Genomic DNA, 21,153 nt, shown 5'->3' with positions numbered 1-21,153 from the left:
CCGCACCCCGCCGGGTGGTCGGGGCGCGGGGAACCGGCGGGGGGTCAGGCTGTGGCGCGCTCGGCGGCGGCGAGGCGGACGCAGACCGCGACGCCCTCCATCGCGGAGCGGACCTCGTCCACCGACGGGAAGGACGGGGCCAGCCGGATCTGGCTGTCGCGCGGGTCGTTGCCGCCGGGGAAGGCCGCACCCGCCGGGGTCAGCGCGATGCCGGCCTCCTTGGCGAGGCGGACGACCTCGGAGGCGCAGCCCTCGGGCACCTCCAGGCTGACGAAGTAACCGCCGAGCGGCCGCGTCCAGGTGGCGATGCCGAGCGGGCCGAGCTCGCGCTCCAGCACCTCGTACACGGCGGCGAAGCGGGGCTCCAGCAGCGCGCGGTGGCGCTCCATGTGGGTCTCCACCGCGGCGGTGTCGGTGAAGAAGCGGGCGTGCCGCAGCTGGTTCACCTTGTCCGGGCCGATGGTCTGGGCCGCGGCGAGGCGGGCGTACCAGGCCGTGTTGGCGGGCGAGGAGCCGAAGAAGGCCACCCCGGCTCCGGCGGCCGTGATCTTGGAGGTGGAGGCGAAGACGAACGCGCGGTCCGGGTTGCCGGCCTCCTCACAGGCGGCCAGCACCGGCAGCAGCGGGGTGCGGTCGTCCGTCAGGTGGTGCACCGCGTAGGCGTTGTCCCAGAACAGCCGGAAGTCGGGCGCGGCGGTCGGCATGGCGGCCAGCCGGCGGACGGTCTCGTCGCTGTAGGTCTCGCCGCTGGGGTTGCTGTACTTGGGCACGCACCACATGCCCTTGATCCGCGGGTCGGCCGCGACGAGCTCCTCGACGACGTCCATGTCCGGGCCCTCGCCGGTCAGCGGGACGGGCACCATGGTGATGCCGAAGCGGTCGCAGATGGTGAAGTGCCGGTCGTAGCCGGGCACCGGGCAGAGGAAGCGGACCTCGTCCTCGTCCGCCCAGCGCTGCTTGGCGCCCGGCAGGACGGAGAGCATGGCGTGCGCGACCACGTCGTGCATCACCGTGAGGCTGGCGTTGCCGCAGGCGAACAGCTGGTCGGCGGGGACGTCGAGCAGCTCGGCGAAGACCGCGCGGAGCTCGGCCAGGCCCAGCAGGCCGCCGTAGTTGCGGCAGTCGGTGCCGTCCGCGGCGCGCACGTCGCCCGGCTGCAGGATCGTCAGCAGCGCGTCCGAGAGGTCGAGCTGCTCCGGCGAGGGCTTGCCGCGGGTGAGGTCGAGGCTCAGGCCGCGGGTGCGGAGCTGCTCGTAGGCGGCCCGGGCGGCGGCGAGTTCCGCCCCCTGCTCCGGGCCGGCCGACGTGGTGGTGGACGGCTGTGACACGGGGTTTCCCTCCGGTGTGGGTGCGGTTCTACCGGCGTTGCCGGGGCACTGCTGCGCCGACAATCTACCAATCCGCGGAGGCCGCCCCGTCGCCCGCGGCGGGTGCGGGTGCCCGCACGGTGACCCGCTTGGCGCCCAGCAGGACACGGTAGCGCTCGCGGGCGGCGAAGTCGGCGAGGCTCCACAGCGCCGGGCGGCCCGCTTCGGCGCACAGGTGCAGCACCGAGTCACCACCGGCGTGCACGCCGATGTGCGCGCCCCAGGGGTCCTCGTCCCGGCCGAAGAACAGCAGGTCGAGCGGGAGGGGCTCGGCCACCCGGACGGTGCTCGCGGTGTCCGCCCACAGCTCGCTGGAGCGCAACGCGGGCACCAGCAGGCCGGACCGTTCCAGCACGGCGCCGGCGAACGACTGGCAGTTGGCGCCGTGTTCGAGTCCGGGGCGCTCGGCGACCGCGCGCGAGCCGGGGAAGCGCGCCCCGGCGTACGGGACCTGCCAGAAGGCCGCGGGCAGCCGTGCCACGAAGCCGGCGGTCACCGGCGGGCCCGCAGCCAGTCGGCGAAGGCCTGCAGGGCGGGCCCCGGGTCGCTGCGGCCGACGCCGATCCGGAAGCGGTCGGCGGGGGTGTCGGTCAGCTCGGAGCGGTAGACGGCGGACGGCAGCAGCAGCACGCCGGCCTCCTCGACCAGCGCGGTGCAGAAGGCCTCGACGCCGTCCGCGCCGAGGTAGCGCGGGTAGGCGACGCAGCCTCCGTCGGGGGCGCGCCACTCGAAGAGGTCCGGGAACTCGGCGAAGAAGGCGTCGAAGAGCGGCAGGTTGGCGGCGATGATGCCGCGGTTGCGCTGCAGGATGCCGGCCCGGGCCTTGATCGCGATCCGGGCGAGGATCTCGCTGGGGGCCGCGTTGCAGATGGTGGTGTAGTGCTTGGCCCGCTCCAGGCGGCTGCGCAGCGCGGCGTCCCGGCAGGCGATCCAGCCGATCCGCAGGCCGGGCAGGCCGAGCGACTTCGAGGTGACGTTGAGCGAGAGGGCGCTCGGCGCGAGGTCGGCGGCCTGCGGCAGGATCCGGGCCGGGTCTCGCTCCAGGCCGCGGTAGACCTCGTCGCTGAACAGGTGGATCCCGCGCTCCTCGCAGAGGGCGGCGAGCGCGGTGAACTCGGCCCGGTCGATCACCTTGCCGGTCGGGTTGTGCGGGAAGTTGACGGACAGCACCTTGGTGGTCGGGCGCAGCGCGGCGGTGACGGCGTCGAGGTCGAGCGCCCAGTCCTGCTTCTCGTCCAGGGCGACGCCGGTGACCTCGCAGAGGGCGAGCGGGACGGTCTCGGCGGACTGGTAGTTGGGGGTGACGACCACCGCGTGGTCGCCGCGGTCGAGCAGCGCCTGCATGGCGATGTACAGGCCCTCCTCGGCGCCGGCGAAGCAGACCACGTCGTCGGCGCCGACGGTCTCGTACGTGCCGGCGATCGCCTCGCGCAGGCCGGGGTCGCCGAAGGTCTCGGTGTAGCCGAGGGCGAGGTTCTCCCAGGCGTGGCGGTCCTCGGCGTCGGCGAGGCCGACGAGCTCGGCCATCGTCATGGTCTGCGCGTCGGAGGCGGTGAGGTGGTGGCGGGCGGTGAACTCCCAGCGGGAGAAGTAGGTCTCCAGGCGGAAGTCGGGCAGTCGGGTCATCGGGGGCTCCGGGGGTCCTTGAGGTCGGCGAGCAGCGCGTAGACGGTGGAGCGCGAGGCCTTGAGGGCGGTGGCGACGACGGGGACGGCGCGGCGGACGGCGAAGACGCCGGCCCGGTCGAGGTCGGCGAGCACCTCCATGCGCTCGGCGCGGCCGAACCGTTCGACCGCGCGGCCGCGTTCGCGGACGTGGGTGCCGACGATCTCCTGGATGCGTTCCGTCCAGTCCTGTTCGAACAGGGCCTCGGGCCGCTCGACGGTGGGGGCGGCGAACCGGCTGAGCACGGCGGCGGCCTGGTCGAGCGGGGTGCGGTCGAGGTTGACGCAGAGCACCGCGGACGGGCGGCCGTCCTCGCCGCGGAGCACCGCGCTCACCGAGGAGAGCCGCCTGCCGTCGGCGAGCAGCTTCTCGTACGGGCCGAAGACGTCCTGGGCGGCGGGCTCCAGACGGTCCAGTTCGCCGAGCAGCGAGGGGTCGCCGGGGGCGCGGCCGGCGTGGGGGTTCCAGATGGCGAGCACCCGGTCCCGTTCGGCGTCGTGCAGCACGACCTCGGCATAGGGGCCGAGCAGCAGGGCGACGGCCTGGCACACCGGGCCCCAGAGCCGGACCCGCGGGTCGGTTTCGCGCGTCTCCATGCTCTGGACTATACGTCCGATCTGGACAGAAATTCCAGACGCAATGCCGGGACGGACGGATTCAGGTCCTGCGGGCCACCGCGAGGACCGCCATGTCGTCGTCCCGCGGGCCGCCCGTCCACCGCTCGACGTCCAGGACCAGGGCGTCGATCAGCCGCTGCGGCCGGCCGAACGGCCCGAGCGGGGCCAGCCGCGCAGCCGGGTCGTAGAACTCCCCCGCGCCGTCCCGGGCCTCCGTCACCCCGTCGGTGACCAGCAGCAGCGTGTCCCCCGGCGCGAACGGCCAGGCGTCCGGCGCGGACCGCGGCACCCCCAGGCCGCCCATGCCGAGCGGCAGGCCGGGGTCGCGCGCCGCGAGCAGGTCGACCCCGCTCCCGCCGGCCGGCAGCCGGTACGGCCCGGGGTGGCCGCAGTTCAGCAGCCGCACCCGGCCGCCCGCACCGTCCACCTCGCCGAGCACGGCGGTGATGAAGCCCTCCGCCCTGACCTCCTCGTCGCTCCAGGCGCTCTCCCGGACGAGCGAGTGCTCCAGGGCGTCGGCGAGGGCCGGCAGGTCCGGTGCCCGCTCTGCGTTCTCACGGAAGGCCCCCAGCAGCACCGACACGGCGGCCACCGCCCGCAGCCCCTTGCCCCGGACGTCGGCGATCAGCAGCCGCGTCCCGAACGGGGTCTCCTGCACGGCGTAGGCGTCCCCGCCGATCTGAGCCTCGGTCTGCGCCGCCCGGTAGCAGGCCGCGACGGCCAGCGTCCCCACCCGGGCGGGCGGCGCGGGCAGCACGGCCTGCTGCGCCGCCTCCGCCACCGACCGCACCGTCGCCAGCCGGTGCCGCTGACGGGCGATCACCCGGTTGACCCAGATGCCGATCAGGGCCGCGAACACCGTGTTCGTCAGCTCCAGCCAGCCGGCCGTGGTGCCGAGGGTGCCGTCCCGGGAGGTCAGCACCAGCACGCCGAGGGAGATCGCCGCACCGACGGCCACGGTGTCCCGCAGCGGCAGCAGGGCGCCCGCCAGGACGGAGGCGGCCGCCATCATCGGGTCGCCCCAGTAGTCGGCCGTGGCCAGCGAGTCCCAGACCAGGCCGCCGGCCACCAGCAGCCAGGGTGCGAACCGGACGGAGCGGGGCCACTGCGTGGACATCGTCGCCACCGGCAACCACGACTCCCGGACGCCGCGGCCGGGGGGGGGGGGGGGGGGGGGGGGGGGGGGGGGGGGGGGGGGGCCCCCCGCCGATCGGCGGGTCCGGACCCCCGCCCTCCTCCCCTGGCATCGGCCGGGTGACCAGGTGGCGGCCCTTCCTCGACGACGACACCCTCCGGCCCGGACCGGAGCTGGTCGCCGCGCTCAGCGCCGACCTGCGCTCACCCGACCCGGCGGTCCGCGACGAACAGGCCTACGTCCTGCTGCACCGCTGGATACCGCGGCTGCCCACCGCAGAACGCCACCGCCTCGGCGACGAGATGGCGGACCGCTTCACCGACCCGGAGATCCAGGCCCGCACCTTCGCCCCGCTCGTCCTCGCCCGGCTCGTCCGCCCGGGCGACCACGACCCGGCCTGGCAGCGCGCCTTCGACACCTGGTACCGCACCGAACCCGACCTGCGCGGCCACGACCCCGAACTCGGACGGCTGCACGCGGTCGCGCACGGCGCCGACCTGCTCGGCGTCCTCGGCCGCAGCCCGCACACCGAGCCCGCCGACCTGCTGGACCTGGCCTGCGCCCGGCTGCTCGCCCCCACCGAGCACCTCTTCGACGCCATGGAGGACGACCGGCCGGGCCTCGCGATCGCCCTCACCCTGACCCGCCCGGAACTGACCCGGTGCCAGTCCGTCGACTGGCTGGCCCCCGTCGCCGCCGACTTCGCCGCGGGCGGCCCGGCCCCGTCCCGGCGCACGCCTCCAACACCATGCGGACGCTGCGGGTGCTCCACCTGCTCGCCGTCCGCGGTGTCCGGCCCGCCCCGGACGCCGCCGCCGTCCCGCTCACCCACGCCGGGGCCGTCGCCGAGGCGGTCGCCGCGACCCTCGCCCTGCCGTCCCCGTACGCGGGCTGACCGGCCGCCGCCCGGGCCCTCGGCCGGGCCGCCACAGCCGGTGGGCACCAGTCGGTGGGCCTCAACCGGTCGGCAGCGGGCGGTCGTGGAGGAGCTTCTGGTACAGCACGTGGTCGTGCCAGGCGCCGTCGAGGAAGAGCAGGCCGCGGGCGGTGCCGATCCGTTCGAAGCCGCACTTCTCCAGCACCCGCTGCGAGCCGAGGTTGGCCGCGGCGGCGCCGGCCTCCAGGCGGTGCAGGCCGAGCTCGGTGTCGGCGGCGCGACAGGCGAGCAGCGTGGCGGCGGAGGCCAGGCCGCGGCCGGCCCGGGCGGCGTCCACCCAGTAGCCGAGGTTGGCGCTGCACAGGTGCAGCCGCACGATGTTGGACAGGGTGACGCCACCGACGATCCCGTCACCGCTCGCGAGCACCCAGAGGGCGAGCCGGCCGGTCTCGGCCTGGACGAGCTGGTCGTGCAGCCGGGCGCGCTGGCCGGCCACGGTGAACCAGTGCTCGTCGCGCGGCGGGTCCCAGGGGCGGAGGCGCTCCCGGTTGCGGATCATCGCGCGGCTCAGCGCCTCGGCGTCCTCCGGGACGGCGGGCCGCATCAGGACGTCGCCGGCGAGCGGCGCGGAGAAGGTGATCACCCGGACAGCGTAGGCGCTCCCCGCCCGCGGGCACCCGCGGCCGTGACGCCTGCCGGGACATGCGAGGGCGGACGCGACGCCCGGGCCCGCTCACGGACGGCTCAGCCCGCCGGGCCGGCCGTCCGGTCCGTGCGGTGGTCAGCAGCCGCAGGCCGGGGCTTCCAGGGCGCGGGCCAGGCGGTCGCTCCGGGCGCGGTCGAGGCCGAGGGCGTGCGGGAGTCCGCAGGTGCCCGGGCCCGGAAGGCCGCCGCTCAGCGGGGAGGGTGCGCACGGCTCGTGGTCCGGTCCGGAGCCGAGGCCGTGCAGCAGTTCGGAGACGGCGGCGGGGACGGTGGCCGGCGGCGCCCCGACGGCGAGCAGGGCGGCGGCGATCCGTGCGGCGGCCCCGGGCGGGATGCGGTGGCCGTGCAGCGCGGGCAGCAGGAGCAGCAGCCGGGCGTCCGGGTCGTGCAGGCCCTCGGCGGCCTGGGCGGTGGCGGAGGCGATCGCGTCCAGTTCGGCCCAGGACAGGCCCGGGCCGGTGGCGCAGCCGTCGTCGAGCAGCACCGGCTCGGGGCGGCTCCGGTCCGGGTGGGTGAGCAGCAGGTCGCGGCCCGCGTCGCCGGGGAGGTTGCGGTGGACGAGCACGGCGGTGTGGCCGTCGCGGAAGGGCACCCGGAGGGCGGGCCAGGCCTGCTCGTCGAAGAGGACCTCGGCCACGGCGTCGGCATCGGCGCCGTCCCCGCCGAACCACTCGGGTTCGGCCGGCCGGTGGCAGAGCGGCAGCAGGTGGTCGGCCCAGAAGCCCGGACGGGCCGTGAGGGGCTCGCCGGGGACGGTCGGTCCGTCGTGTCCGTGGATCAGCACCGGGACAGCATGCCGGAGGGTTCCGACGGGGCGGTGCGGTGGGGCTGCCGACCCCGGGCCGTTGCGGTGTGACGGCGGGCCCGGGGCCGACAGGTCGGCGGTGCCGGTGTGTCAGCCGACGTTGGCGCAGGCGTTGCCGATCGCCGGGTTGAGGATGCTGACGACGCCGATCGAGTTGCCGCAGACGTTCACCGGGATGTGGACCGGGATCTGGATGACGTTGCCGGACAGCACACCGGGCGAGTTCGTGGCCACGCCCTCGGCGCCGGCGCTCGCCGAGGCCGGGCCGGCAGCCGCGCCGAGGACGAGGGTGCCGGCGGCGGCCGCGAGGGCCAGGGCGGTGCGCAGTGCGGTCATGGTGGACTCCTGTCGTGTCGAGCTGTTCTGATGACGCGTCGGCCGCGCGATCGACGAACGGCCGTCATCACCTTTTCGGCACGAACGGCCTCCGGGGTTGGCCCGGCCACGACACTCCACCCGATCGGCGCAGCGGTCCGGCCGACGGTTGACCGGTCCGGCGGAACGGCCCGGCCGGGCGCCGCACGGACGCAGGTCGGACGCGGGCCGGACACGGCAGGGCGCGGGGCGGCGGCGGGGCCACCGGGCCGCTTCGGCCGTCCGGGGGACGGCCCGGCCGTGCGGCGCCCGGGGCCGCTCCCGCGGTCGGCCGGGTAGGCTCTCTGACGGTGCGTCGGCGAACGGACGGCCCGGGAAGAGGGCCCGCGGCCGGCGGGAGCCGCAATCAGGGGGTTGTCGTGGGTCTGCTGCTGCTGTTCCTGTCGCTGGCGGGGTTCGTCGCCGCGGTCGCGCTCGCGGCGGCGGGCACGTCCGCGCTGCTGGGACGCGGCGGGAAGCCGCTGCCGGGGCGGCCGTGGCGCGGACTGGCCCGGGTGGCCGCGGCAGGCGCACTGGCGGTGTACGTCTGCGGGCTGGGGCCGGTCGGCCTGGACGCACTGGACGCGGGCGACGGCGGCACGGACTCCGCCCCGCCGCACCCCTGCCGCACCGGCCCGCAGGAGCGCTGGATCCACGTCGTGGACTGGGAGGCCGGGTTCGTCCCGGTCCGTTTCGAGTGCCACCTGCCGGACGGCGGCTCGTACCGCAACGACTCGGTGCCCGGCTGGGTCAATCCGGCGGCGACGGCGCTCGCGCTGGCCGCCGCGGCGTGCGGGATCGCGGCGGGAGCCATGGACGAGCGCGCGGCCCGCCGGACGCCCGCGGGCGCCTGAGGGCGGCAGGGGCCCGAGGGCGACGGGGTCCGAGCGGTCGGGCCCCCGTCGCCGACGGCGGGTCAGAAGTCCAGGGAGACCTGGTCGACCGTCCAGAAGGCGCTGTTGGTGCCGGTGTAGCGGAACCGGAGCTGGGCGGTGGAGGCGCCGGCGGGCACCGTCACCGGGATGCTCTCGAAGCGGTTGGTGCCGGCCCGGTAGGACGCGAGCAGTTGCGGCGCACCGGAGTCGAAGGAGATGTGGACGTCGCCGGTCTGCGGACCGTCGACCTTGTAGTCGGTGGCGAAGCGCAGGGTGGCCGTCCGTGCGCCGTTCAGCCGGTAGCGCGGGCTGATCAGCGTCGAGTCGAACGGGTGCGCACCCTCTACCGCGGCGACCGGTTCAGCTTCACCCTGGACCTCCCGGCGCCGACCACCGACTGACGGACGGTCGGGCCGACCGCCCGTCCTGCGGCACGACGGCGCGCCGCATGCAGACCCGCGGCCACCGGTCCAGCCCGTGTGCGGCCTCGCGCTCCCGGACGGCCCGCAGCTGCGGCCCGATCTCCGGCCCGTCGAGGACGGTGAAGCCGCAGCGGGCGTAGTAGGGCGCGTTCCACGGCACCTCGGCGAAGGTGGTGAGGGTCAGCGCGGGCAGCCCCTCGGCGGCGGCGCAGCCGGCGGCGCGGTCGATCAGCGCCCGGCCGATCCCGCGCCGGGCGCTGTCGGGGTGCACCGACACCTGTTCGACGTGCAGGTCGCCGTCGACGCGCTCGGCGAGCAGGTACCCCACCGGGCGGTCGCCGCCGTCGACCGCCACCCAGGCCAGGCCGGCGGCCAGGAACGGGGCGAACTCCTCGTCGGAGAAGGGCTCGTCCGCGGCGATCTCGGGCATCCCGACCCCGCGGAACGCCTCCCCCGCGGCACGCTCGATCGCCTGCAGCACGGGGACGTCCTCGGGACGGGCGGCTCGGATGCGCATGCGGTCATTCTGCCGTCCCCGCCCATGGCGGCGGGCGGACCTGCGGGCGTCCGCCGAGCGGATGACTTCGCCGCGGCGCAGCGCGCGCCCGGGCCGCGGGGCGGGCAGTGTCGTCCGGGTGACCGCCGGGCCGGGAGCCGGACGGGACCGGGGCGGCGCCGGGACGGAAGGAGAGCGGCATGGCTGCTGACAGCGGCGGACGGGACGGCGGCGGCACCAGCGAGAGGCTGGCCCTGGCGGGCATGCTCTTCGCCGTCTCGATGACCTTCATCGACCAGACCATCGTGTCGATCGCCGCCCCGAGCATCATCCGCGAACTCGGGCTCTCCGCCGGTGCGATGCAGTGGGTGGTCAACGCCTACCTGCTGTCGCTGGCGGCGTTCTTCGCGCTGGGCGGCCGGGTCTCCGACATCCTCGGGCACAAGCGGATGATGCTGGTCGGCACGGTGGTGTTCGTGGCGGCGTCGGCGCTCTGCGGGGCGGTGCCGACCGGCGGCGCGGCCGAGGCCTGGCTGATCTCCTTCCGCGCGGTGCAGGGGCTCGGCGCGGCGCTGATGTTCCCGGCCGCGCTGGCCGTGGTGGTCGAGGTGTTCCCGGTGGAGCGGCGCGGGCGGGCCCTGGCGCTGTTCTTCGCCGTGGCGGGCGGGCTGACCGCGCTCGGCCCGATCCTCGGCGGCTGGCTGACCAGCTGGACCTGGCGGGCGATCTTCTGGGTCAACGTGCCGGTGGCGGTGGTCGCCCTGGTGCTGACCTTCCTCGCCCGGATCCGCAACACGCCGCGCCCGGAGCCGATCGACTGGCCGGGTGCCGTGCTCGTGGCGGCCGGCATGGCCCTGAGCGTGCTCGGCCTGCAGCAGGCGGCGGTCTGGGGCTGGGGCAGCGCGGCGACCTGGGGGTGCATCGTGGGCGGCCTGGCGGTGCTGGCGCTGTTCGTGCTGGCGGAGCTGCGCAGCCGGGACCCGCTGATCACCATGCAGGTCTTCGCCGACCGCGCGTTCTCGGTGGACAACGCGGTGCTCTTCTTCTCGATGATGTCCTTCGTCCCGGTGTTCTTCTTCGCCTCGGTGTACGCGCAGGTCGCCCTGGGCTACTCGGCGAACGAGGCGGGCCTCTACCTGCTGGTGTTCTTCGCCGGGTTCGGCCCGGCCTCGCAGATCGGCGGCCGGATCCTGGACCGGCGCGGAGCCCGGCCGGCGATGCTGCTGGGGACGGTGGTCGGCGCGGCCGGGTTCGCCGGGTGGGCGGCGAAGATCACCGATCTGTCGCTGGGCGCGCAGTGGGTGTGGATCGTGCTCGCGGGCGCCGGGATCGGCCTGCTGCTGACGCCCGCCTCGACGGACGCCGTGAACCGGGCGATCGGCCGCTCCTACGGCGAGGTCACCGGGATCACCCAGACCGTCCGGAACTACTCGGCGAGCGTGAGCCTCGCGGTGCTCGGCACCGTCCTGCTGCACACCGCGGCGAACCGGATCACCGACACGCTGGAGCAGCGCGGGCTGCCGCCGCAGGCGGCGCGCAGTACGGCCGACCAGATCACCAAGAGCCTCACCGGGCCGAGCACCGGCGGGTCCGGGGCGAGCGGCGTCGACCCGGGACTGCTGGCCGCCCTGCGGGCGGACTTCGCGGCGGCGAACCGGCCGGTGCTGTACGGGATGGCGGCGGCGCTGGCGGCGGCCTTCCTCTGCGCGCTGTGGCACCCCGGCACCCGGATCACCGCGGAGGGCGAGGCGGCCCGGTCCCGTCCGGGTGCGCGCCCGACCGGCCGGGAGCCGGAGCGGGAGGGCTGACCGCGTCGGGAGCCTTCGCGACCGGTACGGCCGCCAGGTCGTCGACCAGGCCGACGAGCCAGACGGCGGTGTCCACGGCGTGCAGCGCCGCCGGGTCCGGCGGCAGGCGGGCGGCCGTGACGCGCTCGTCGAGCAGGGCGGTCCGCGCCTCGGCGAGCAGCGGGTCCGGCGGGACGGGCGCCCGCGGTCCGGCGCGCAGCGCGGCGCCCTCCCGGCGGAAGGCGGCGGCCGCGGTGTCGGCGTCCCGGACGAGGGTGGCGGCGGTGTCCGGCCAGCCGGCCAGGGAGTGCGGGGCGATCCTGGCGAGCAGTTGCTCGGCACCGCGGACGGTGTGCTGGCCGGTCAGCACCGCCGCCTGCCAGTCCGGTGCGCCCGGCGGCACGGTGTGGTGCTCGGAGCGGAACTGGGCGTAGGTGGCCTCGGCGAGGACCGCCGAGCGGCGGGCCCGGCGCACCGCGCCGTCCGGGGCGGGCCCGCCGGTCAGCACCGCGACGGTCTCGCGGAGCGCGGCGGCACTGTCGGCGAGCAGTTCGGCCGAGCGTCGGCGCAGTTCGCGGGCGCCGCCGAGCGGCCAGGCGCAGAGCCCGGTGAGGATGCCGACGGCGGCGCCGGTCGCCACGTCGAGGAGCCGGGCCTCGGCGAGCCGCCAGCTGGCGGGCGCGAGCTGGGCGAACACCATGGCCACCACGACGGTGAAGGTGCCCTGGGCCCAGGCCAGGCCGAGCAGCGGACCCACGGTGAACGCGGTGAGCATGGTGACCGGCAGTGCGACGGCGTAGAACAGCGGCCGCTCGCCGACCAGCATCAGCATCACGGCCGTGGCGACCGCACCGCACAGCGTGCCGGTGAGCGCGGGCCGCAGGGCCATGCCGGTGTCGGCGGCGGTGGTGCGCATCAGGGTGAGGGTGGCGAGGAGCACCCAGAAGCCGTGTGTGAGGTCGAGGCCGCCCACCAGCAGGCGGGCCGCGGCAAGGGCTGCGGCGGTGCGGACGGCGTTCTGGAAGTACACCGAGCGCGGGGTCAGGTTGGCCCGGAACCGGGCCCACCAGAGCCGGACGGCCGGCTCGTGGGCGTACCAGAACGGGCCCGGGCGTTCGGCGGGCGGGGTCGGGTCGGGCGGCAGCGGTGCCCCGCGGCTGATCCGTACGGCGAGGGTGAGGAAGCGGGCGCCCTCGGCGGTCTCCAGGGCGATGCTGCCGAGGGCGAGCCGGGCGGCGGTCGCCGCCTCCGCGGGGTCGGCGGTGGGGTACGGCCCGATGTGTCCGGCCGCAGTGCCCGGGGCGGGGCGTGGGCCGCCGTCCGGGTGGAACGGGGTGCTCCGGACGGTTTCGAAGGCGGTGAGGGCGGCCTCGATCGGCTCGGTCGCGGGCACCGGCCCGGCCCGCGGCGCTCACCAGTGCGGCGGCCTGCGGCAGCGGGCCGGCGAGGTCGTTGACCCGGCCGATCCGCAGCAGCTGGGCGCGGGTGTGGCGGAGGGCGGTGGCCGCGTGCGAGAGGGCGCGGTCGGTGGCGCCCGCCGAGGCCGGGCGCTCCATCAGGGGGATCCGGGAGAGGCGCAGCTCGTCCATGGCTGCGGCGGCGGGGTCCGGGCGGCCGTCGGCGGCGCCGGGCGGGGCGCGGTCCCGGACGGGGCGGCCGGGGGGCGCCGCGACGGCGGCCGCGGTGCGGTCGGCGAGGTCGGCGACCGCGGCGGCGGCCCGGGCCAGTCGGTCGCGGTGGTCGACGGGCGGCGGCACCGGCCACAGCAGCCGCTCGGCGGCGGCGAGCAGCACGATCCCGGCGGTGACGCCGATCAGCCGCAGCGGCAGGTCGTCCGGCCGGTACGGCGGGAAGCACGGAAGGATGTAGAGCAGTTGCAGGCCGTTGGCGAGGCCGACCAGCCGGGGCCCGCCGACCGAGCCGTAGGCGACGGCGAATCCGATGCCCAGCATGCCGAGGGCGGCAGCCCACGCGCGGACGGCGAGCAGGGTGCCGAGGGTGATCAGCAGGTAGGCCGCGGGCAGCGTGAGCAGCAGGGTGCGGGCCCGGGCGCGGGCGCCGCCGCCGATCCGGGAGAGCAGCCCGAGGGAGATCGCCCCGAACAGGGCGTAGGTCGCGGCGCTCGGCCGGTCGAAGGCGTACCGGAAGGTGTAGAAACCGGTGCAGGCGACCAGGGTGACCCGGACGGCGCGGTGCAGGACCTCCAGGCCGGGGTCACGGGCGCGGAGCCGGTCGGGCAGTGCGCGCGTCCGGCTCATCGGCACCCCGCTGTCCCTGGTCGGTGTCCCCTGCGGTCGCGGCGCCCGGCGGGCCGGAGGTGGGCGGCCCGGGGCGGGCCGCCACCCGGCAGGCGTGGGCGGCCACCCGCTCCACCAGGCTAGGACGGCCCGACCGGCCCCGCAGGGGCGCCCGTCACTTCGGCAGCTGGGCCCGGATGGCCCGGTCGGCCGTGGCGACCGCCGGCTCCACCGGATCGCCCTTGACGGCCGAGTAGAGCAGGGCGTTGAACGGCCCCCAGACGGCGGACATCTGAGGGAGCGACGGCAGTGGCACACCGGTCTTCGCGGCCTGCTCGAAGGCGGCGAGGTCGGGGTCGGCGGCGCGGGCGTGGGCGAGGGCCTCCTTCAGGGCGGGCATGCGGGGCTCGGCCTTGTACAGAGCGTCGGCGAGTTCGACGGAGCCGAGCGTGGAGAGGACGAACTTCTGGGCGAGCGCCTTGTGCGCGCCCTTGCTGGCGACGAAGAACGACTGCACGCCGACGAACGACCGGGCGGGGCCCTTGCCCTCGAAGCCGGGCACCGGGGAGACGGCGTACTTGGTCCCCGCGGCCCGCACGTCGGCCAGCCGCCACGGGCCGGACACCAGGAAGGGGGTCTTCCCCGAGGTGAAGGCGGCGGCGGTGCTGTCGGAGGTGTAGGAGCGGCGGAGCACCCCCTTCCCCTTCTCCCCCAGCGAGGCGATCTTCTCGATGGCGGCGACCGACGCGGGGTGCCCGACACCGAGGTCGGCCGGATTGGGGTTGCCCCGCCCGTCGTCGCCGAACAGGTAGCCGCCGGCGGAGCTGAACAGCGGGTACATGTGGTACGTGTCGCCGGACTTCCCGTCCCCCTGGCTGACGGTGTACCCGACCGCCTGGGTCACCTTGCCGGCCTTCCTGAGCTCCTCGCCGGTGGCCACCAGGTCGTCGAAGGTCTGCGGGGCGTCGGGGGCCAGCTCGGTGTTGCGGAACAGCACCAGGCTCTCGACCGCGTACGGGATGCCGTAGAACTCGCCGTTGTACATCACCGCCCGGCGGGCGACGTCCACGTAGTCCTCCATCTTGTTGTCGAGCACCAGGACGGGGTCGATGTAGCCGTTCAGCACGAGGTTCCCGATCCAGTCGTGCGCGCCGATCATGACGTCCGGGCCGGTGCCGGCCTTGGAGGCCTCGACGAACCTCTCCTGCTGGTTCTCCGTGACGGCGACGATCTCGGCCTTGGCGCCGTGCGCGGCGGCGAAGGAGTCCGCGAACGGTCTGAGCGCCTCGGCGCGCTTCTCGTCGGCCCAGATCACCAGTGTCCCGTTCGGGGTCGCGTCGGAGGCGGAGCCGAAGACGGAACCCGAGCCGCAGGCGGTCAGGCTGAGGGACAGGCAGATCGTGGCCGCGATGAGGGGGAGGCTTCTGCGCACGCGTCGCTCCGGGTCGATGAGGGTGGGGGCATCCGCCGAGCCGGCGTGCGCAGAAGTTAGCAACGCCCCCAAGCCGTGGCAACGCTTTTCAGCAACTTTCGCCAGCGCTTCCAATCCCTTGCAGGTGAGGCGCGGCCCGGCGGCGGGAGTCCGCACACGTCGCATCCGTACGGGCGCCCGCACACGGCCCGTCCATCACGTTGAGTGAGCGTCCGTGCGACTTGAGTTGCCGTCGGTGAGGGGCCGGACGAGGGTGGTCGGCGAGCCGCTCCCCCGGTGCGGCCGACTCCGCGATCACGAAAGGCACCGACCCATGTCCGTCACCCGGACCCTCCGCACGGCCGTCCTCGCGGCCGTCCTCGCCACTGGCACGCTCGCCGCAGCCGCTCCCCAGGCGTCCGCCCTCGGGGAGGGCAGCATCCGCGTCGTGGGCGGCCGGATCGTCGAGGACGGCGCCGCCGTCGACGTCACCGTCACGGTCGCCTGTCCCGCCGGCGACGTCCGCGCCGTGCTCGTCCGCGCGATACAGGGCGTCACCGGCTCGGTGGACGCCGCCGGCCCGCAGCTGCCGATGGTGACCTGCACCGGCGACCCGCAGGACGTCGTGGTCCGCCTGGCGGCGACCCCCTACGAGGCGGGCGTCTCGGACTGGCAGCCCGGCGAGGCCTACGTCACCGCCTGGCTGTCCGGCGCGGCGACCGACAACGACCTGTTCGAGGTGGTCGACCTCGCCTGAGGACGACCGTCCGGCAGCCGCTCGCAGGCCGCCCGGCCCGGGGACCGCACCCCGGGCCGGGCGGCCTCCGTCGCCTCCGCACCCGGCCGCCGGTGCGGCCGCTCAGTGCGACCCTGCCGCCAGGGCCTGCTTCTGCAGGTCGCCCAGGACGTCCTCGGGTCTGCGGACGGCCGGGCCGGCGCTCTTCTTGATCTCGGCGGAGATCGCGTCCCAGGAGGTGTCCCCGAGCGGATAGAAGGTGGCCTGCGGAAGCAGGGCGAGGAACGGTTCGAGGTCGTGGTGCCGGCCGCTCGCGGTCATCGCCAGCAGGGCGTCGTGGGTGACGGGCATCAGGTTGTACGCCTCGTCGAACGCCAGGGTGTTCTCACCGGTGTACACGAAATCGAGGAACTTCTTGATCTCCTTGCGGTGGCCCCACTTCTTGAACGCCATCATCCAGTCCGCGACGCCGAGCGTGGACTTCAGCGGACCGGCCCGGCCGGGGATCGGAACGATTCCGTAGTCGATCCCGCCGTCCTCGGAGAGCTTGACGAGCGAGGGGTGGCCGTTGAGCATCGCCGCCTTCCCGGCCGCGAAGTCCGCGAACGCCGTCCGGCGGTCGGTGCGGGCCGGATCGGGATAGGTGAGCCCGGGAGTGACGAGGTTGTTCCGCAGCCAGCCGAAGGTCTCCACGTTCTGCGGGCTGTCCAGTGCGTAGCGGCCCGAGCGGTCGGTGAATCCGCCGTCGTTCCCGAGTTCCCAGATCAGCGTCTCCGCCTGGGCCTCCTCCGGGCCCAGCGGCAGCGCGTACGGGACGGTGCCGGGCACCTTCTCCCGGATCCGCTGGGCGTCCCTGCGCAGCTCGTCCCAGGTGGTCGGGGGCTCGGCGATGCCCGCCCGGCGGAAGACCGCCTTGTTGTAGAAGAAAGCGCGCGCCGAGGAGACGAACGGAATTCCGTACTGGATACCCTCGACCTGCCCGGCCTTGGCGAAGCTGTCCAGGAAGTCCGCCCGGGTGCCGATCGACAGGACGTCCGAGGCCTTGTAGAGCAGGTCGCCCGCGACCTTGTCGGCGTATCCGCCGGTCTGCAGCACGTCCGGGACGTCGCCGCTGTCGATCATCTCCTTGACCCGTTTGTCGATGTCGTTCCAGTTCACCACCCGGACGTCCACCCGGATGCCGGGATTCGCGGCGGTGAAGGCCGATGCGACCGCGTTCCAGTAGTGCTGGGAACTGTTCGACTCCTTGTCGCCGTAATCGGCGGCCACCAGCCGGATGGTGACCGCCGCGCCGGAGCCGAACCCCGATGCCGAACAGGCGGTGAGGGTCAGGGAGCAGGCCAGTGCCGCGGTTAACAGGCGCGGCAGATGTCGTTCCACGGGGAACCGCCTTCGAATGGTGCCGCAGGGCGGCAGGGCCGGAGACAGGAATGCGCCCGGGAATCCCGCGGGGTGTCGGCGGGGTGTCCACAAACGGTCGACCGCACGCATTCCTGGTCGAGGAGGGTGGCGAAGCGTGCATGAACGGCCGGGCGAATGGGCGAAAGTCTCGACCAGTCCCGACCGCGGACTCCAGCGCGGTTACCGAATCGTTGCCCCACGTGACCGCTCCGACGCGCTCCGCAGCGGCCCGCGACCGGGCGCCCGCCCGTGCGGGCACCGGGTCGTCGGCATGCGACGGAGCGTCAGAAATGGTTCCGGCCGGGGCTCTTGGGTCCGCAACGGCCGGTTCCGGATGTGATGCAGGCTACGCGGCGGTACGTCTTGACCGGCTCCGTCCGCCGCTGCCACGGTGGTCCACACCTGTTCGACCGGCCCCGGCCCGGGGCCGTCCGCCGTCCGTCCGTGTCCGCGCACCCCGGGAGCCGTCATGCCGTGCCGCAGCGCCCGGACGTGCCGGGGCACGCCGGGCGCTGCGCCGGGTACCGGTGTCAGGAGGTGACGGAGGCCGGCAGCACCTGGGAGACCTGTGCCGCGCCACCGCACGGCTGGAAGGCGAACGGCACCTTCTTGTCTGCGTCCGCCAGCGGGTCCAGCGGCGCGCGGAAGGCGAAGCCGGCCGCCTTCGGGCACGGCGCGTCACCGGTCGGGACGTTGCTCCACTTCAGGAAGAACGCCGCGGTTCCGCCCGGGGCGAGCACCAGGGTGCCGCCGCTGCCGCCGAGCCCGCCGAAGCCGGCCGGGATCGCCCCCACGGCCACCGACAGCGCCGGCGCGCCGGGGGGCGCGTACGGGGCGAGGGTGGGACGGCCCGTCAGCGAGCAGGCCGCCGAGGACACGTTGGTGAGCACGAAGCGCTGGACCATGGTGCCGGCGGCGCCGTCGGCGGTCGACGCGGTCACGCTCAGCATCGGGTTGACGCAGTGCTCCACCTCTCCCCCGCCCCCGCCGGCGGTGGCCGTCGGGGTGGGCTTCGCCGAGCCCTTCGCCGAGAACGCGACCGTGCCGGCGCTCTTCGCGGGCGAGGCGGTGGCGGTGGAGGCGGAAGCCGCGGTCGAGGGGGCGGCGGAGACCGCGGTGGTACCCACGGCGTCCCCGGCCGTGTCGGTGCCGTCGCCGTTGCACCCGGCCAGCACCAGCGGGGAGGCGAGGGCGAGCAGGACGGCGAGGGCTCGACGGCGAGTGTCCACGGCAGGGCCTTTCGTTCGGTCGGTCCGGCCACCGGGGCGGCGCCGGCCCGCGGCGCCCGTCGGAGCCCGCCGGACGCCACCGCCCGCAAGGACGCGCACAGCGGACGGCCGGTTGCCGCCACGGCGCACATCCCACACCCCGCGGCCGCCGCGATCCAGCACGGAGAGATCACCTCTTCCGCACGGAACCGCGCACGGACGGGCCCGGGCCGAACGGTCGCTGACGAACCGCCCGGCCGCCGGGCTCAGGCGCGGAACGGCGGAACGATCTCCAGCACCCTCGCGCCGCCACCGGCGACGGCACTCTCGAACAGGGTGAGCCGGTCACCGACCGCCACCCCCTGCCAGAGCTCCGGGGTGAGCGGCGCCAGCCGGACGGTGGCCGAACCGCCGGGCGCCAGGACCGGTTCGTCCTCCACCCAGAGCGCGGCCACGGCCAGGGAGGGCTCGCCGGTCGCCGTCCGCAGCCCGATGTCCCACAGCGGGCGCAGCCGGCCGTCACCGGCGAACGGCGTCGTCCGCCTCCCGGCGTCCGCACCGGCGAGCACCAGTTCGGCCCGGACGCCGCCGCGCTCCGCCTCCCCGCGGCGCCAGGCGCACCATCGGGCGGTCCGCTCCCGGCCCACCTGGCCGGCGGCGTCCGCGAGCAGGTCCCAGTAGGCGGGCGGCAGCGAGCGTGACCGGCCGGCCGCCAGCAGCAGGTCGAACGCGAACTCCCAGTCCTGCCGCCGCCCGCAGTCCCGGACGTCCTCGGCCGTGGCGCCGTCGGAGGTCAGGACACCGGCGGGCAGCAGGTCGGCCGCCCGGAGGCAGCGTGAACGCGTCGGTCATCCGGCCCATGGTGCTCCACCACCCCGCCGCCGTGATCACCGGGCCGGTGTCCTACCGTGGCGGCCCGAAGAGGAGGTGGGGGCGGTGGACGTGCCCGTACGGCTCGTGGTGGACCTGCTGCGCGACCGGGCGGTTCCCGGTGCCGTCCGCCTCCGTGCCCGGCGCCGCCGCACACTCCTCGGCGGCGGCTCGCCCGTCCGGGTGCCCGGCCGGCTCGCGCTGCGCTCGCGGCTTGAGCTGATGGAGGCCGCCTCCGTGGGCCGGCTGACCGTTGCGCCGGGCGGCGGTGCACTCCGCTTCGCCTTCCGCGGGGCGGCGCCCGGGGTCGAGATCCCGACCGGCGGCCGCATCGTCGTGGCCACCGCGGCCGAACCCGACCGCTGGGCCTCGGCGGTGGCCCGGACGGTGCTCCGCTACGAGGCCGTCCCCGGCCGCCCGGTCTGGATCGAGACGACGGCCGCCGACGCCCCGCTCGTCCACCGCGCCCTCACCGGCGGGCACTGAGCCCGCCGGGAAGCCCTCGCCACCAGGCGCCGGGCGGCTCCTTCACCCTCACCCCGTGTCAGGCGGTCGACTCCGAGACATCAGGTTCACCATCCGAGACTTCGCCCGGCACGGGTCGACCCCGGCACCGGCCACCGCTCGGCCGGCCATCCGCGCGAGGTCTCCCTGGAGTGCACGGCCGACCGTACGAAGCGGGTGACCGAACTCGAGGCACCGATCGTCACGGCCTGAGGGCGGACCGGTCGCCGGCCGGGAACGGTCAGGCCCGGTTCGCGCGGCCGGAGGCGAGCAGGTGGCCACGGCGGAGCAGCGCGCGGCAGCGGGCGGCGAGGCCGAGGTGGGCGGCGGGCCGGTCCGCACGTACGGCCTCGCGGTCGTCGAGTGCACGCACCGCAGCGGGCTCGGTCATCCGCCCTTCGGGCCACTGCTTGTGCACGGCCACCACCCTTCGTCGGTCGGCACAGCTTACGGCCGCGCGGCGCCGGACCGGTCGGTGCGGTCACGGTCGAAGCGCTCCCGGGCCGCGAGCACGGCGTCGCCGTGGGCGGCCGACCAGGATCCGAGGGCGCGGATCGGGTCGAGGAGGGCGGTGCCCGCCGCGGTGAGGGTGCAGTCGACGCGGGGCGGGGCCTCGGCGTCGCGACGGCGTTCGACCAGGCCGTTGTACTCGGGGCGGCGCAGGGCCTGGTCGAGCACCTTGGGGCTGATCCCGCCGACCCGGGTCAGCAGGGTGCGCGGCCGCATGGGCCCCTGCTCGCCGAGGACGTACACCACCACGCTGTCCCGGCGGTTGGCGAGCACCTCGAAGGCGATCCGGGCCCGGCAGTCCGCGGCGAACACGTCGCCGCCCAGGTCCGCGGCCGTGCCGATGTCGTCCGTCGCGCCGTCCTCCTTGATGGGTCCATCCTGCCGGTCCGTCGCCCACCGAACGGTGTGCATCGACCCGGTTGGCGTCCCGGGCACGGCAGTTCGCCGTCGTCAGCGAGTGGGGAGCAGTGGGATGCGCATCGGCATTCTCGGTACGGGGGCCATGGCCGCGGCCCTGGGCGGGGCCTGGGTCCGGGCGGGGCACGAGGTCGTGGTGGGCGGCCGCGATCCGGGGGCGGCGGTGGGGCTCGCCGAGCGGATCGGGGCGGCGGGCGGCGCCGGGCTCGCGGAGGCGGCGCGGTTCGGTGAGGCGGTGCCGGTCGCCGTGCCCGCGCAGGCCGCGCCGGGGGTGGTCGGCGGGCCGGCCGCCGAGTTGGCGGGGCGGACGCTGCTGGACTGCACGGTGCCGATGGCGCCGGGCGCCGCGGGCCCCGTCCTGACCACGGCGGGCGGGCGGGACTCGGTGGCGGTCCGGCTGGCCGCGGCGGCGCCGTCCGCACGGGTGGCCAAGGTGTTCGGCATCTGCCACGAGAGCATCTGGACGCTGCCGCGGCCCGCCTTCGAGGGGGCTCCGCCGGCGGTGCCCTGCTGTGCCGACGACCCGGCCGCGGCCGCCCTGGTGGGCGAGCTGGTGGCGCCGACCGGCTGTGCGGCGGTGCCGTGCGGCGGCCTGGAGCGGGCGGGGCTGCTGGAGGCCGCCGCGGTGTTCGCGATCGGCGCGTGGTGGTCCGGCGGCGAGGTCCGGCACGTGTTCCCGGCACCGGCCCTGGCCCCGGGCGCGGTGGACGACGAGGTGTTCTGACGCCGGGACCCCGCGGCGGCCGGCCGGAAC

At 75.7% G+C, this 21,153-nt stretch carries 22 protein-coding genes and 1 pseudogene; 7 read left to right on the top strand and 16 right to left on the bottom strand.

What is annotated here, in order from left to right; genetic code table 11:
* Window positions 1–44 precede the first annotated feature (44 nt).
* From IE98_RS0133140 to IE98_RS0133120, 5 genes are all read right to left on the bottom strand, one after another.
* On the bottom strand, window positions 45–1,328 hold the full coding sequence (locus tag IE98_RS0133140; RefSeq protein WP_030275454.1) for an aminotransferase class I/II-fold pyridoxal phosphate-dependent enzyme: 1,284 nt from the start codon (window positions 1,326–1,328) through the stop codon (window positions 45–47).
* 64 nt (window positions 1,329–1,392) lie between these two features.
* Window positions 1,393–1,848 carry a hydrolase gene (locus IE98_RS0133135; RefSeq protein ID WP_106976784.1) on the bottom strand — a complete coding sequence of 152 codons (456 nt, stop codon included), beginning with the start codon at window positions 1,846–1,848 and terminating at the stop codon, window positions 1,393–1,395.
* 11 nt (window positions 1,849–1,859) lie between these two features.
* Window positions 1,860–2,993 (bottom strand): aminotransferase class I/II-fold pyridoxal phosphate-dependent enzyme, encoded by a 1,134-nt coding sequence (locus tag IE98_RS0133130; protein ID WP_030275451.1) that lies wholly within the window; start codon window positions 2,991–2,993, stop codon window positions 1,860–1,862.
* Window positions 2,990–3,628, bottom strand: a complete 639-nt coding sequence (locus IE98_RS0133125; RefSeq protein ID WP_030275449.1) for a helix-turn-helix transcriptional regulator — start codon at window positions 3,626–3,628, stop codon at window positions 2,990–2,992. Before IE98_RS0133125 ends, IE98_RS0133130 begins: the two co-directional genes overlap by 4 nt.
* Before the next feature lie 61 nt (window positions 3,629–3,689).
* On the bottom strand, window positions 3,690–4,766 hold the full coding sequence (locus IE98_RS0133120; protein WP_030275447.1) for a PP2C family protein-serine/threonine phosphatase: 1,077 nt from the start codon (window positions 4,764–4,766) through the stop codon (window positions 3,690–3,692).
* A 320-nt stretch (window positions 4,767–5,086) separates the two neighbouring features.
* Between IE98_RS0133120 and IE98_RS52685 the strand changes: the two are divergent.
* A pseudogene (locus IE98_RS52685) lies at window positions 5,087–5,428 on the top strand (DUF2785 domain-containing protein); the annotation flags it as partial.
* A gap of 17 nt (window positions 5,429–5,445) precedes the next feature.
* Window positions 5,446–5,679 (top strand): hypothetical protein, encoded by a 234-nt coding sequence (locus tag IE98_RS49655; protein WP_159401151.1) that lies wholly within the window; start codon window positions 5,446–5,448, stop codon window positions 5,677–5,679.
* Window positions 5,680–5,740: 61 nt separating this feature from the next.
* On the opposite strand, the gene IE98_RS0133105 is transcribed toward IE98_RS49655, so the two are convergent.
* From IE98_RS0133105 to IE98_RS0133095, 3 genes are all read right to left on the bottom strand, one after another.
* Window positions 5,741–6,304 (bottom strand): GNAT family N-acetyltransferase, encoded by a 564-nt coding sequence (locus IE98_RS0133105; protein ID WP_030275444.1) that lies wholly within the window; start codon window positions 6,302–6,304, stop codon window positions 5,741–5,743.
* Window positions 6,305–6,442: 138 nt separating this feature from the next.
* Window positions 6,443–7,150 carry a hypothetical protein gene (locus IE98_RS0133100; protein ID WP_030275443.1) on the bottom strand — a complete coding sequence of 236 codons (708 nt, stop codon included), beginning with the start codon at window positions 7,148–7,150 and terminating at the stop codon, window positions 6,443–6,445.
* A 111-nt stretch (window positions 7,151–7,261) separates the two neighbouring features.
* The gene (locus IE98_RS0133095) at window positions 7,262–7,507 is read right to left on the bottom strand and encodes a chaplin (protein WP_030275442.1); all 246 of its coding nucleotides are present in this window, start codon (window positions 7,505–7,507) and stop codon (window positions 7,262–7,264) included.
* A 398-nt stretch (window positions 7,508–7,905) separates the two neighbouring features.
* On the opposite strand from IE98_RS0133095, the gene IE98_RS0133090 reads away from it, so the two are divergent.
* On the top strand, window positions 7,906–8,379 hold the full coding sequence (locus IE98_RS0133090; RefSeq protein WP_052391306.1) for a hypothetical protein: 474 nt from the start codon (window positions 7,906–7,908) through the stop codon (window positions 8,377–8,379).
* 387 nt (window positions 8,380–8,766) lie between these two features.
* Here IE98_RS0133090 and IE98_RS0133080 read toward each other — a convergent pair whose 3' ends face one another.
* A complete protein-coding gene (locus IE98_RS0133080) occupies window positions 8,767–9,339 on the bottom strand; it encodes a GNAT family N-acetyltransferase (protein WP_063749051.1) in 573 nt (190 codons plus the stop codon).
* A gap of 179 nt (window positions 9,340–9,518) precedes the next feature.
* On the opposite strand from IE98_RS0133080, the gene IE98_RS0133075 reads away from it, so the two are divergent.
* On the top strand, window positions 9,519–11,126 hold the full coding sequence (locus IE98_RS0133075) for an MFS transporter (RefSeq protein ID WP_052391305.1): 1,608 nt from the start codon (window positions 9,519–9,521) through the stop codon (window positions 11,124–11,126).
* On the opposite strand, the gene IE98_RS51350 is transcribed toward IE98_RS0133075, so the two are convergent.
* Together IE98_RS51350 and IE98_RS0133060 are read right to left on the bottom strand one after the other, a co-directional pair.
* Complete coding sequence (locus IE98_RS51350; protein ID WP_078661506.1) at window positions 11,050–12,498, bottom strand: FUSC family protein; 1,449 nt, start codon at window positions 12,496–12,498, stop codon at window positions 11,050–11,052. The genes IE98_RS0133075 and IE98_RS51350 overlap by 77 nt on opposite strands.
* A gap of 1,019 nt (window positions 12,499–13,517) precedes the next feature.
* Complete coding sequence (locus IE98_RS0133060) at window positions 13,518–14,774, bottom strand: sugar ABC transporter substrate-binding protein (RefSeq protein WP_030275432.1); 1,257 nt, start codon at window positions 14,772–14,774, stop codon at window positions 13,518–13,520.
* Between the two features lie 313 nt (window positions 14,775–15,087).
* Here IE98_RS0133060 and IE98_RS0133055 point away from each other — a divergent pair, with 313 nt between their 5' ends.
* A complete protein-coding gene (locus IE98_RS0133055) occupies window positions 15,088–15,510 on the top strand; it encodes a hypothetical protein (RefSeq protein WP_030275431.1) in 423 nt (140 codons plus the stop codon).
* Window positions 15,511–15,612: 102 nt separating this feature from the next.
* Here the strand turns inward: IE98_RS0133055 and IE98_RS0133050 are convergent, their stop codons facing one another.
* The 3 genes from IE98_RS0133050 to IE98_RS47075 form a co-directional block, all read right to left on the bottom strand.
* Window positions 15,613–16,869, bottom strand: a complete 1,257-nt coding sequence (locus IE98_RS0133050; protein WP_234443767.1) for an extracellular solute-binding protein — start codon at window positions 16,867–16,869, stop codon at window positions 15,613–15,615.
* Between the two features lie 551 nt (window positions 16,870–17,420).
* Window positions 17,421–18,119, bottom strand: coding sequence for a DUF4232 domain-containing protein (locus IE98_RS0133045; protein WP_030275427.1), 699 nt, complete (start codon window positions 18,117–18,119; stop codon window positions 17,421–17,423).
* 245 nt (window positions 18,120–18,364) lie between these two features.
* Window positions 18,365–18,745, bottom strand: coding sequence for a hypothetical protein (locus IE98_RS47075; protein ID WP_078661503.1), 381 nt, complete (start codon window positions 18,743–18,745; stop codon window positions 18,365–18,367).
* A 289-nt stretch (window positions 18,746–19,034) separates the two neighbouring features.
* Here IE98_RS47075 and IE98_RS0133035 point away from each other — a divergent pair, with 289 nt between their 5' ends.
* Complete coding sequence (locus IE98_RS0133035; RefSeq protein ID WP_030275422.1) at window positions 19,035–19,454, top strand: hypothetical protein; 420 nt, start codon at window positions 19,035–19,037, stop codon at window positions 19,452–19,454.
* 259 nt (window positions 19,455–19,713) lie between these two features.
* Here the strand turns inward: IE98_RS0133035 and IE98_RS0133030 are convergent, their stop codons facing one another.
* Both IE98_RS0133030 and IE98_RS0133025 read right to left on the bottom strand, forming a co-directional pair.
* Window positions 19,714–19,890 carry a hypothetical protein gene (locus IE98_RS0133030; protein WP_159401150.1) on the bottom strand — a complete coding sequence of 59 codons (177 nt, stop codon included), beginning with the start codon at window positions 19,888–19,890 and terminating at the stop codon, window positions 19,714–19,716.
* Window positions 19,891–19,919: 29 nt separating this feature from the next.
* Window positions 19,920–20,393, bottom strand: coding sequence for a winged helix-turn-helix transcriptional regulator (locus tag IE98_RS0133025; protein WP_078661502.1), 474 nt, complete (start codon window positions 20,391–20,393; stop codon window positions 19,920–19,922).
* A gap of 61 nt (window positions 20,394–20,454) precedes the next feature.
* Between IE98_RS0133025 and IE98_RS0133020 the strand changes: the two genes are divergently transcribed.
* Window positions 20,455–21,123 (top strand): NAD(P)-binding domain-containing protein, encoded by a 669-nt coding sequence (locus IE98_RS0133020; RefSeq protein ID WP_030275417.1) that lies wholly within the window; start codon window positions 20,455–20,457, stop codon window positions 21,121–21,123.
* Window positions 21,124–21,153 lie beyond the last annotated feature (30 nt).

The organism is Streptomyces sp. NRRL B-24484 (genome assembly GCF_000717715.1).
Classification (GTDB): domain Bacteria; phylum Actinomycetota; class Actinomycetes; order Streptomycetales; family Streptomycetaceae; genus Kitasatospora.
This window is presented reverse-complemented; position numbering and strand designations above follow the sequence as displayed.